General features: G+C 64.5%; 9 protein-coding genes and 1 pseudogene. 6 read left to right on the top strand and 4 right to left on the bottom strand.

Going from position 1 to position 11,803, the window contains the following annotated elements:
- Positions 1-107: 107 nt before the first annotated feature.
- Positions 108-446, top strand: a pseudogene (locus tag ABS88_RS15080) (LysR substrate-binding domain-containing protein); the annotation flags it as partial.
- Between the two features lie 141 nt (positions 447-587).
- Here ABS88_RS15080 and ABS88_RS15075 read toward each other — a convergent pair.
- Positions 588-2,039, bottom strand: coding sequence for an alpha-L-fucosidase (locus ABS88_RS15075; RefSeq protein WP_286750051.1), 1,452 nt, complete (start codon positions 2,037-2,039; stop codon positions 588-590).
- Positions 2,040-2,604: 565 nt separating this feature from the next.
- Here ABS88_RS15075 and ABS88_RS15070 point away from each other — a divergent pair.
- Both ABS88_RS15070 and ABS88_RS15065 read left to right on the top strand, forming a co-directional pair.
- Positions 2,605-5,046 carry a TonB-dependent receptor gene (locus ABS88_RS15070; protein ID WP_286750050.1) on the top strand — a complete coding sequence of 814 codons (2,442 nt, stop codon included), beginning with the start codon at positions 2,605-2,607 and terminating at the stop codon, positions 5,044-5,046.
- Positions 5,047-5,055: 9 nt separating this feature from the next.
- Entirely contained in the window at positions 5,056-6,495 is a 1,440-nt protein-coding gene (locus tag ABS88_RS15065) for an MFS transporter (protein WP_067106344.1), read from the top strand.
- A 43-nt stretch (positions 6,496-6,538) separates the two neighbouring features.
- Here ABS88_RS15065 and ABS88_RS15060 read toward each other — a convergent pair whose 3' ends face one another.
- Complete coding sequence (locus tag ABS88_RS15060) at positions 6,539-7,180, bottom strand: TetR/AcrR family transcriptional regulator (protein WP_067185958.1); 642 nt, start codon at positions 7,178-7,180, stop codon at positions 6,539-6,541.
- 99 nt (positions 7,181-7,279) lie between these two features.
- Here ABS88_RS15060 and ABS88_RS15055 point away from each other — a divergent pair, with 99 nt between their 5' ends.
- Positions 7,280-8,239: a Coq4 family protein gene (locus ABS88_RS15055; RefSeq protein WP_286750049.1), complete on the top strand. Its 960-nt coding sequence runs from the start codon at positions 7,280-7,282 to the stop codon at positions 8,237-8,239.
- A gap of 15 nt (positions 8,240-8,254) precedes the next feature.
- Here the strand turns inward: ABS88_RS15055 and ABS88_RS15050 are convergent, their stop codons facing one another.
- Complete coding sequence (locus tag ABS88_RS15050; RefSeq protein ID WP_286750048.1) at positions 8,255-9,601, bottom strand: oxygenase MpaB family protein; 1,347 nt, start codon at positions 9,599-9,601, stop codon at positions 8,255-8,257.
- Positions 9,602-9,682: 81 nt separating this feature from the next.
- On the opposite strand from ABS88_RS15050, the gene ABS88_RS15045 reads away from it, so the two are divergent.
- Positions 9,683-10,381, top strand: coding sequence for a CerR family C-terminal domain-containing protein (locus ABS88_RS15045; RefSeq protein WP_067185952.1), 699 nt, complete (start codon positions 9,683-9,685; stop codon positions 10,379-10,381).
- 334 nt (positions 10,382-10,715) lie between these two features.
- A complete protein-coding gene (locus ABS88_RS15040) occupies positions 10,716-10,892 on the top strand; it encodes a hypothetical protein (RefSeq protein ID WP_158682282.1) in 177 nt (58 codons plus the stop codon).
- 48 nt (positions 10,893-10,940) lie between these two features.
- Here ABS88_RS15040 and ABS88_RS15035 read toward each other — a convergent pair whose 3' ends face one another.
- The gene (locus tag ABS88_RS15035) at positions 10,941-11,612 is read right to left on the bottom strand and encodes an FABP family protein (RefSeq protein ID WP_076076834.1); all 672 of its coding nucleotides are present in this window, start codon (positions 11,610-11,612) and stop codon (positions 10,941-10,943) included.
- Between the last annotated feature and the right edge of the window lie 191 nt (positions 11,613-11,803).

Below are 11,803 nucleotides of genomic sequence, written 5' to 3'. Positions count from 1 at the left end.
ATCAAAACCAGTCGGCCGACTAAATCCCCGGGATGAAGGGGTCCTTTTTGCACGCCGATCACCCCACGAAGGGGGTGCCTATTGCACGCTGATCCTCAGACCTCCATGACGAAAGCTTCGTCGTGCTGGAGGATAACGCATCGATGACTCGCCTGTTGCAATCGGTTGCCACCACGACCGGCATGCCTTTACAGATCCGCGCGCAAGTCGACAGCTTCGATGGCGTCTGCCGGATGGTCCAATCCGGTTTCGGGATCGGCATCCTGCCGGTCGTCGCCGCTCGCAACCTGGCCTATTCGCTTGGACTGCGTTTGATCGACCTGGACGAGACCTGGGCGCTGCGAAAATTCGCCATCTGTACCAACCCTCATTTCCCGGCGACATTGGCCATGCGCCGGATCGTCGAATTCCTGGGCCAGAAAAATAAATCCACCGACAATCCGTGACAAGGCACCGTCAGTCCGGGGCGACACCGGCGCCGCACGGCGCCCTGACGTGCGCAACGATTTTTCACCCTTTGTGAAACCGTTTGGAGAAGCCGTCGGGTGCCCGCCGCTGACCGTGACGACTTCGGTCGTCTTGCTACCCTAAACCGCGACGGAAACAGCCGTGCCGACAGTGTCGACGCAGGAAGAAGCGAAGGTCAGCTGCAGATCGGGGCCGCGCGCCTCGATCTCGACCGGGCTGCCATCGCCGAGACGGACGCCCTTGCCCGAGAGGGCCAGATTCTTGATCACCAGCCGCGTGTCGGCCACCGGCCCCTTGACGATCAGGTTCACGCGCCCCGGTGCGGCGGTGAAGCGGACGGCAAGCCCGCATTCGGTCTCGCCATCCGATTGCGTCCATGGCCGCGTGCCGTAGATGGCGTCGCCATTTGCGCGGAGCCATGCGCCGAAGCGTTTCAGGCGACGAAGCTGTTCGTCGGGTATGCCCGCGTCAGTTGCGCGCGGTCCGATGTTCAGCAGCAGATTTCCGTTGCGTGACACGGCATTGATGAAATCGTGGAGCAGCGTATCGGCGCTGGCGTAGTCGCTTTCGTCGTCGTTGCGGTTGAAGCCGAAGCTGTGACTCATCCCCCGTGTCGCTTCCCATTTCTTCTCCTGGATTTCGGCGAAGGCTGCATATTCGGGCGTCCGAAAATCGCTGTGCGGAATTTCCGGCGGAATGATCCCCTGTGATGCATCGGGACCCTGCCTGGCGATCGCCGCCTTGATCTTCCGGTCGACATAGCGCCGCACCAGCGGAATTTTCAGCAGGTCGCGCTGCAGGCTGGCCGCCACCCAGCGGTCGTTGACCACGCCGTCGGGCACCGCCCGATAATAGTCGGCGAACAGCCGGTACAGCGGCCCGGGCCGCGTGGGCCAGCTGATGTCGTTCCACAGCACCGACGGTTCATAGCGGTCGATCAGTTCGCGCACCTGCGCCATCGCATAGGCCGGATAGTCGCCCCCGGGCGTCGAAGCGATGAAGTCGCCGAGCGTTCGCAGCGGGCGCCGGTTGAAGGTCCAGTCGATCCCGCCCGAATAATAGACCCCGAAGCGGAGCCCGGCAGCGCGCACCGCTGCGGCGAGCTCGCCGACGATGTCGCGTCCGGTCGTCCATCCCGCCTGATGCGGGTTCGCGATCCGGCTGGGCCACAGGCAAAGCCCGTCGTGATGCTTGGTGACGAGCACGACATAACGCGCGCCGGCGTCGCGAAACGCCTCCGCCCAGGCGGCGGGGTCCCAATGGTCGAGTCCCGCCTCGAACGGCTGCTTGAAATCCTCATAGGGCGCATCGCCATAATGCGCCCGGTGGAATTCGGCAGAAGGCGTTCCCGGAACCTTGATCGCGTTCCAATACCATTCGGTATAGGGCACCATCGCGACCGCCCGGTCATAGTCCCTGGCGAAGGCTTCGCCGATCGAACCAAGGCGCGGGGCAAAGCCGGGGATGGCGAACGCGCCCCAATGGATGAAAATCCCGAACTTCGCGTCCTGATACCAGTCGGGGAGGGCGCGCGCGTTCAGTTCGGCAAGCGTCCGGGCGGTGGAAGCCATCAGCCCTGGCCCTCGCCAATGCCCGTCGAGACCGTCCGCCGATCCATCGCGCGCGAAACTCCGTTCATTTCCTGTCTCCCCTATACCTCGCCCGCTTCGTGGCGATGGTCGTGTCGGCCGTGGCAAGCCGATCATGATGATTCTATCATCATAGAAAAATATATTACGCCATTGCAACATGTGCGAACATCGAAATCGTCGTGGCGATGTCGTCTTGCTTTTCCAATGAGATAAGATGCTCCTGCCATCGCCGGGCAATCCCCGCAAATGCGCCGGGAATGGCTCTCCCATCGATAAAATCGCGATGTTAAATATACTATTATAGACTAATATATGAAACACCTATAACGATGGTGACGGGGAATGCCGCAATGGCATTTCGCCGTACATAGCGTGGACCCGGTGAAGCGGGCCCATCGCGCCAATAATCGACCAGCAGGATCGCTGGCGGCGGGAGAGGCGTGGTATGCGAAATATATCTTGGATGTTTGCGGGCGTCGCATTCATGGCGATGCCGGCTGCGGCTCAGACGCAGGGTACGACGACGGCCGGGAGCCGGCCTTCCGTGGCGGAAGACGGCCCGGGCCTGACCGAAATCGTCGTCACGGCCGAAAAGCGGACGGCCAATCTGCAGGAAGTCCCGCTGGCCATATCGGCCTATACGTCCGATGCGCGCCAGCTCGCCGGTATCGACACGCTGCAGGATTTCGCCAACTTCACGCCCGGATTGAGCTATTCGGCGGGCAATGATCGCGTGTTCATCCGCGGCATCGGGCGCCAGACCAACACCAACGGCAGCGATCCCGGCGTTTCGACCTATACGGACGGCATCTATGACGCCTCGACCACTTCGATCGCGGCGTCCGATTTCTTCATCGATCGCATCGAAGTGCTGCGCGGCCCGCAGGGCACGCTTTATGGCCGCAACTCGATCGGCGGCGCGATCAATGCGATTTCCAAAAGGCCGACCGAGGACTTCAGCGCCGACCTGCGCGGCACCGTCGGCAATTATGGGCTCTATACGATCGAGGCATCGGCATCGGGCGCGCTGACCCGGGGGCTGCGCACGCGGCTGGCGGGCGGATACCACAAGCAGGGACGCGGCTATTTCAAGAACGAGGCCGGCGGGATCAGCGAAGGCGGCCGCGGCGAGCGCCGCTATGTCGAATTGCAGCTGGAGGCCGACCTCGGATCCGACGTGACGGCATGGGCCAAGATATTCTCGGGCCGAAGCGACTTGAATCCGCACCCGCTCAACCGCATCGGCGCCTATGACTTCGCTCCCTATCCGACCGGTGCGATCACGCCGGGCGCGGCGTTCGGCTACCTGATTCCGGGCGTCGTCGCTCTCGATCCCGATCCGGTGCCGCCCGGCGCGACCGACATCCGGCGCTTCAGCGCCGATACGACGCAGACCGAGCGCCTGCGCGGCAATTTCGGCGCGACGGGCGATATCAAATGGTCGCTGCCGACCTTCGACGTCCGCCTGCTCGGCGGCTATCAGAAATATCGTATCGACAACACATACGAACTCGATGGGACGAGCGTGATTTCCTACGCTTTTCCGCTTGCCCCGGGCGGCGGCGTCTGCGCCTTCATTCCCGGCTGCACACCGCTCACCGCCTTTCCGTCGACGCAGCTCAATCTGCACAACGACAAGAGCTTCGGCAGCGGCGAACTCAACCTGACGTCGAACACCGACGGACCGCTGCAATGGGTCGCTGGCGTCTATTATTATCAGGAGGCGCTGACACAGGAATCGCACTTCAACGCGCCCAACCAGCTGCAACTGCGCGCGCCGGCCAACGGCCCCGCCAACCCGCTCGGCGATTTCGTCTATGCCGCCTCGACGCTGACCACCAAATCGTCGGCGGTCTTTGGTCAGGTCGACTATCGCTTCACCGACGCGCTGCGCATCACGGCCGGGTTGCGCTATACGCATGACAGGAAGAGCGGCGACGAATCCTTCCGCATTCTCTGCTTCGGCTGCGGCGGCTTCTCGCCCGACCTTTATGGTTCGGCGACTCCGGCGCTCGACATCACCGCGTCGCAAATCTCCACGCTCCCCGCACCGGGGGTCGCGTCGGCCGTGACCATCGATCCCGCAACGGGCATTGCGCGGCGCGGGCTGGCGAACAGCTGGGACGCGCTGACCGGGACCGTTGCGGTCGAATGGCAACCCGGCGACGACCAGCTTGCCTTCCTCCGCTACAGCCGCGGCTACAAGTCTGGCGGATTCAACGCCGGCGGCATTTCGGTGCTGCCGCAGACCGGAGCGGAGCATGTCGACGCTTTCGAAGCGGGCTACAAGCATGCAATCGGCCGGCGGCTGCGCGTCAATCTGGCCGGCTTCTATTATGATTATCAGGGGCTTCAGGTGCCGTTGACGGTGTCGCAGCCGGGCGGCGCGCAGCTCACCCAGTTCTTCAACCTCAAAAGCTCGCAAAGCTATGGTGCCGAGCTCGAACTTGCCTGGCAGCCCGCCGATCCGCTGCAACTGTCGTTCAACTATGGCTACGGCCATTCGCGGATCGGCGACGGATGCTGCTTCGTCGATGGGCAGGACCCGCTGGCGGTGCAGCCCGGCGCGCAGCCGTCGGGACCGTCAGTCAATGGCCAGCAGCCGCAAAGCGTCGCGGGCGCGCGGCTGTCCGACACGCCGCGCCACAAGCTGGCGCTCAATGCGATGTACAGCATCGACTTCGAACCCGGCACCCTTTCGCTGTCGGGAAACTATGTGCTGCGCAGTTCGGCCTACAGCAACATCTTCAATCGCCCCTACAACCGGATGCCTTCCTGGGATCAGGTCGATTTGCGCGCGATCTGGACCGGTACGGGCGATCGCTATCGCGTCGTTGCCTTCGTCAAGAATCTGTTCGACAGCAAGGGATATGACAGCGCGCAGGGCAATTTGCTCGCGTCGTCGCCGACGTTGGAGGTTGCGCAATCCTATTCGCTGACCCCGCCGCGAACCTATGGCCTCCAGCTCGAAGTCCGGTTCCGATAGGCCGCTCGCGTGAGCAGGACCGACGCACGTCCGGCCGATGCCCTGCCGTTCAGGACCCGGCTTCTCTATGGTTCGGGCACCATCGCCTTCGGCATCAAGGACCATGGCTTCAACGCGCTCCTGATGCTGTTCTACAACCAGGTCGTCGGACTTCCGGCGGCCTGGGTGGGAACGGCGATCATGATCGCGATGATCGCCGACGCGCTGTTCGATCCGTTGCTCGGACAATATTCGGACAATGTCCGGACGCGTTGGGGCCGCCGGCACCCCTTCATGTATGCCGCCGCTTTTCCCATCGCACTTTTCTATCTGCTGCTGTGGACGCCGCCCGGGATGGCGCATGGCGCGCAGTTCGCCTGGCTCGTCACCACGGCCATCCTCGTGCGCTTTTCGATCAGCCTTTATGAGATCCCCTCGACCGCGCTGCTTGCCGAATTCACCAGCGATTATGACGAGCGCACCAAGCTGGTTGCCGCGCGCTATTTCTTCGGCGTGTGCGGCGGCATCGGGATGACGGTCGTGACCTTCGGCTATTTCCTGCGGCCGACGCCGACGCAGCCGGTCGGCCATCTCAACGCGGGCGGCTATGTCACCTATGCCTGGGCGGCGGCGGCGATCATGCTGCTGTCGGTCCTTGTCTCCTCGCTGGGGACGCAGAGGGAGGTGCTGAAACGCCCGCCGCCGCCACCGGTCGTCAAGGTTCCGGTCGGACGGATGCTGCGCGAGATGCTAGGCGTACTGGTTCACCCCGCCTATGTCTCCATCCTGCTCGCCAGCCTGTTCTTCGCCGTGGCGTCAGGACTCAACCTGTCGCTGGGCGTCTATTTCTCGACCTATTTCTGGGAACTCAGCGCCAGTCAGATCGCCACCGTCGCATCGACCGCGGTTGCGGGCATTCTGCTCGCCTTCGTCGTCGTGCTGCCGTTGTCGGCGCGTTTCGGCAAAAAGCCGGCGGCGATGCTCATGTTCGGCCTGTCGCTGATATCGAGTGTCGTCCCGCTGATCCTGCGTCTTGTCGGCCTGTTTCCGGCCAACGGCGATCCGCTGCTGCTGTGGCTGCTGATGGGGCAATTCGCCTTCAGCATGATGACGACGGTCGCGGGCGGCATCCTGGCGGTGTCGATGGTCGCCGACGTGACCGACCAGATCCGGCTCGAGACCGGCCGCCGCTCCGAAGGCCTGCTGTTTTCGGCCGCGACGATGGTCAACAAGGCGGTTTCGGGCATGGGGATCATGCTCGCGGGGCTGCTGCTGTCCTTCGTCGGTTTTCCCGACAATGCCCGGCCGGGACAGGTCGGTGCCGATGCGCTACACGGGCTGGCGACCATCTATATCGTGGCGCTGTCGGTCGCGACCGCCATCGCAATCCTCTGCCTCGCCCATTATCCGATCAGCCGGTCGCGCCATCTGGAAAATATCCGGCAACTGGGCGAAGCTGCCGCGGAATGATCGCGGGTCTCGTTGCGGTCGAACCCTTGCTAGCGTCCTGACCCTAGATGCCGTCGCGCCGGGTTAGTGGCAGGCCGCGGGCGAGCACCGCCTCGGCCGCTTCGAGCAGGCGTTCGTTCTCGGCCACCAGATCACCCGCGCGGCCGCTTTCGATCCAGGCATCGAACGCCATCCGCCCGCCCGCGACAAGCATCGCGGCGACCATTTGCGCGCGGCGGTCGACCGTCGGATCGATGCCGAGCTCGTCGGCGATATAGTCGGTCATCAGATCGATCTGGAGCCGCTGATGCCCATACCACACCGGCAGCAGTTCGGGTTCGCCCGCGAGCGCGCGGCCGAGGTTGATCTGGCCGTCGCCATCGCGCTCATAGGCGTGCGCGAGCCGGACCACCTGGTTGCGCCAGAAGGTGAGCACCGGCACCCCCTGTGCGCGATGCGTCGCGACCACCGCTTCGAACCGGGTGCCCGCAGTTACCGCGATCGCCGCGGCCAGATCGCGCTTCGAGGCGAAATGGGTGAACAGCGTGGTGATGTGGATATCGGCGGCTTCGGCGATCGCAGCCATCGTCGCATCGGCATAGCCGAGCGTGACGAACAGGCGACGCGCGGCTTCCTCGATACGTTGGCGCGTCCGCGCCTTCGCCGCGGCGCGCCTCGGGAAACTGACTTTGGTAGGTTCGTCCATGGGCCGCTTATAATCGATGCCGCAAGAAGTGCCAGCTATATAAGTTGATTATTCTACTCTTATAGTGTAATCGATCGATCGATGAAATTCGGGAGATGAATGGCGATGATCGAACCGTCGATGCGCAAGGAATTCGAAACCTGGGTCGAGACGGCCCGTCCGCCGCTGGCGGAGGAGCCGGCACTGGGCCTCGCTGCCCTGATGACGACCGCTGCCTTCGTCGATCCCGTCGCGCAGGTGCCGATCTTCGACGCCATCGCAGCCGCCACGGCGGCGAGCGACAACGGTGCCGCGCGCGCGACGCAGATCGCGGCGGCGCTGCCGTGGGCGACCGAGGGCAAACCGCGCATCGCGCTGCCGCGCGCGCTGTGGGACGATTATTGGGCGATCGTTGCCGAGCCGCCCTCGCCGACCGCGGGCGAACTCGATCTGACGCTCGCCGTCGTCGCGCTCGGCAGCCGCTACGACCAGCGGATGATCGACGCCTGCGAGGCGGCGCTGCTCGAATTCGACAGCGTGCACGAACTGATCGCCCAGCCCGAGGTGCGGCTGACCACCGCCGATCTGGAAAGCCATGCAGCCGACAGCCTTGCGCATGATCTGTTGTCGATGCTGAATGCGAACGGGTACGATATCGAGGTGATCGACGCCGACACCGTCGTCCTGCCGGGCGATTACCCGGCGCAGAACCGGACCAACCGGCGCATCCTCCAGCTCCACGACATCTGGCATCTGGTCGCCGGATACGGCTTCACCCCGGCGGGCGAGGTCGCGATCTCCGGCTTTCAGATGGCGCAGTTCGGCCAGAATTATTCGACGCGCTTCCTGGCGACGGTGGCGACCAAGGCCGCGGTCCACGCACCTGCGATGATGGACATGCTGCTGACCGTGATGTTCGACGGCTGGCGCCACGGACGCGCGACGAAGGAGCTGATCGCGGTTCCGTGGCACCAGCGCATCGCCGACCCGATCGAGCGCGTTCGCGCCGAACTCGGCATTCGTCCGCTCGACAGTGCGGCGGTGCGGATGATGGAGGCTCTCACCCCGGTGGCCGCCTAGCGCGGCCGCGCCGGCCTATTCGGCGGGCACCGGCGGCGCTGACGGGCGGTATTGCGCGGCGTCGGTGGTGAATTCGGCATGGCCATAACTCGCGAGTTGCGCCTTGAGCTTGGCGATCAGCCGCCGGTCGGCGACCGCACGCAATCCCGGAATATGGGCCGCCAGCGCATAAAGCCGGATCCGGGCATAGATGAACAGCCCGGCGATCGCCGCCAGCGCGACATCGCCGGCGGTGAGATGGACGCCGATCGCCGCGGCCTTCGCCTTGTCGCCGCCCATGAAGCTCTTGACGAAGAAGAGCTTGGCAAAGGCGCGCTCGAAGATCTCGTGCAGGCGCGCGCGCAGCGAATCGTCGGCGCGCAGGTCGGCCGCCATCGTCGCGCGCAGCAGTTCGCCGCAGGTGCTGTCGTCATAGCCGCTGCGGAGCGTGCCGCTCCGCGCATTCATCAGATCGACGATCCCCTGCGGCGTGTCGGCGAGCAGTTCCTCGGGCAGGCCGAGCAGAAAACAGCGATAGCGGGCCAGCTCGACCGTCGCGCGCTCGGCGGGGGTGAATTCGTGACGCCCCTCCTCGATCATCCTGTACGACAGCAGGAAGACCGAGATCAGCCCGGCCGGCATCTGGTCGACCTGCGGGATCGGAATGCCGTAGATATCCATGTCCCAGTCGTCGGGGCGCCGCAGCACATTCGCACGCACCATCGAATGCATCAGCCGCACCATCGCCGCGGCCTTGAAGCCGGGACCATGACGTTCGAGCGCCCCCGGCAGCAGCGAGGTGGTAAAGAATGTCGCGGTATCCTTGACGCGGCGCGCCGCGGTCTGGCTCGACAGCGTGCCGGTGATCGCCATCGGCAGCGCGGCATATTTGTTCATGAAGGTCGCGATGAAGGCCCCGCGAATGATGAACGGGCCGAAATTGGCAGCCGAATTGCGGTCGATCCGCGCGCCTTCCTCGACCAGCTTCATGTCGAGCCAGTCGGGAATCCGCTCCATGTCGCGGATGAAGGCGACCAGTTCGGGCGGTGCCCCCGGGACGTTCTCGACGCCTTCATCGCAGGCGCGCGTCAGCATGTCGACCAGCGCGCGGAATCCATATTCGCGCATCAGCGCGGCATAGGCATCGGCGGTCGCATCGCCGGTCATCGTATAGGCACGGATGAATTCGACCCGGTCGGGATCGGCGAGCAAGGCATCGCGGTCGCGGTCATATTTGCCCGACAGCGCGGTCGGATCGCCCGGCGCCGCGGCGAAGCGTTCGGGAATGGCCCGGAAATCGACCTTGCCGTACATCGCGGGCACCCGATCCCGCTGCGATTCCACCTTCGCCCACAGAGTGTCGAGCGTCGCGCGCGTGATCAATATCCATCTCCCTCTCGACGAGATGGCATCGGCCATATATATCAATTGATATAAATTCAAGCAAAAGGGATTGAACCGCCGATGCCGCGCTCCGCAACCCCGGCCACCCCGCTCCGCACCGCCTCCGACGGTTATCGCAAGGGCGAGGAGACGCGCGCCCGCATCCTCGCCGTCGCGCTCGCCGCGTTCGGCAACAGCGGCTTCGCCAGCGTCACGACCCGGCAAATCGCCAGGGAGGCGGGCGTGAACCTGCCCGCGCTCACCTATTATTTCGGCAACAAGCGCGGCCTCTATCTCGCCTGCGCGCACGCGATCGTCGCGCGCTATCGCGAAGGCATGGGCGCCGTGGCGCTGACATCCTATGCCGCACTGCAGGAACCGCTGGCGCCCGACGCAGCGCGCGCGCTGCTCAAGCGGCTGTTTGCGGCGCTGGCGCGCTTCCTGCTCGCAACCCCGGGGGCGCAGAATCCGTCGCTGTTCGTCCAGCGCGAAATCGCAAGCCCCGGTCCGGCCTTCGAGATTCTCTATGCCGAATTGTGGCGCCCGGGCATCGAACTTGCGACCGATCTGATCGTGCAGACGACGGGCGGGCAGCTGACGGAGACCGAGGCACAGGTGCGCGCGGTGCTGATGATTTCGAGCCTGACGGGCTTCCTCTCAGGCCTGCCGGTCATCGCACGCACGGCAGGAAAGGCTGACTATGTTGCGCTCGTCATCGCGGCGCTTGCAAGACAGATCGACTCCCTTGGACGCGATGATCAACATTGTGCGGACATCTGACGGCGTCGACCCACTTGCACCGACGAAGACCAGCCACGGACTTGAACACATATTCCCCAAAGCAACCGTTTCAGATGACCTGTAACGCCAACGCAAACAGCCGGGATGAAGCGCGAAGCGGACATTGTCGTTCGCTTCCGAGTTCAGAATTTTCAATAACTTACGTACGGGTCATGAACGTCCTTGCCCCGGCCGCCGCTACTCGGGGCTTTCCGGAGTCGTTTTCGCTGCCGATCACTTCGTCTACCGCCCACCGATCCGACGGGGCCGCGGTTTCGCGCCGTGATCCGGCCCGCGCTTTCCTTGCGCTTAAGGCAAGGAGAGGAGAGAGGTCATGGGCGGGCGACGCGCTCATCGGGATGTCTACCAGTGGCGGCCCCGGATCGTGATGATTCCGCGGTTCGGCATGATGGTCACGCGCGACGGCGCGCGGTCCGGCCTGATCCTGCCGGGGCGCTATCTGGTGCGCAAGTCGCGAACGATGGGGCAGATGATGTATCGGCGGACCTAGGGTCCTGACCCAAGCGGCGATCCTTCGGAGGACCGCCGCCACCGTGCGTCAGTCCGCCCGTTGCGGCGTGGCGGCCGCCTTTCGGTCCCTGACGGTCCTGGCCCAGGGGTTGAGGTCGGGTTCGGCGATCTTGGTCAGCCTGTTCCGGTCGCGGTGCTGGAACGCGACGTCGCGTCCGCGCACCATCAGGCTCGTGTCGGATATGTAGCTCCACGATCCGTCGCGGTGGAAGCTCACCTCGATGCGATAGCTGTCGGTCCGGAACGCGAGTTCGAGGAAGGTGGTCGAACAGATGCCATAGTCGGTCCGCCCGCGCTCCGCGGTCAGGATCAGCTTCGTCGCCTGCGGCGTGGCGTGTCCCGCCGCGATCGCCACCTGCCCGCGCGGGATCGCCACGGTCTGCAGGATGAGGCCGGTCGCCGGCTCCCACAGCCAATAGCCGACCTGATCGTGGAAGGCGATGTCCTCGTCGGGCGTGTTGATGTGCACATGATAGCGCAAGCCGTAGAAGAGCTGCGGCCCGTTGGTCTGCGGGTCGATCGGATGCATCTCGATACGCTCGTAATAGGATTTCCGCTCGGGTCCCTCGGCCTTGGGGTTGAGGTCGACCCCGCGATGCCCTTCCCAAATGCCCGCCAGCCGGCGCAGCGGCCCCAGATGCGCCAGCGTGTCGGCGTCGATCGGATCGGGCTCGGTGAAAATATCGTCCGGAATGTCCACGCCCCTGTTTCTCCCCTGACTGCGCAACCGCTCGACCCCGCTCGGCGCGATTCGACCGTCCGGCGATAGCCTAGCAAGGCGCGGCGCCCTTGTCGCCGCCGCGGACTCGCAACTCGGGTCCGCTTTCGAGTCGTCCTCACGACGGCCGAGAGGAGCGATTTCGCCCCGGTTTGGCACGGATATCGGCCGTC

The sequence above is a fragment of the Sphingopyxis sp. SCN 67-31 genome, assembly GCF_001725095.1.
Note: the sequence above shows the minus strand (reverse complement) of the source record. Positions and strands in the feature narration are given on the sequence as shown.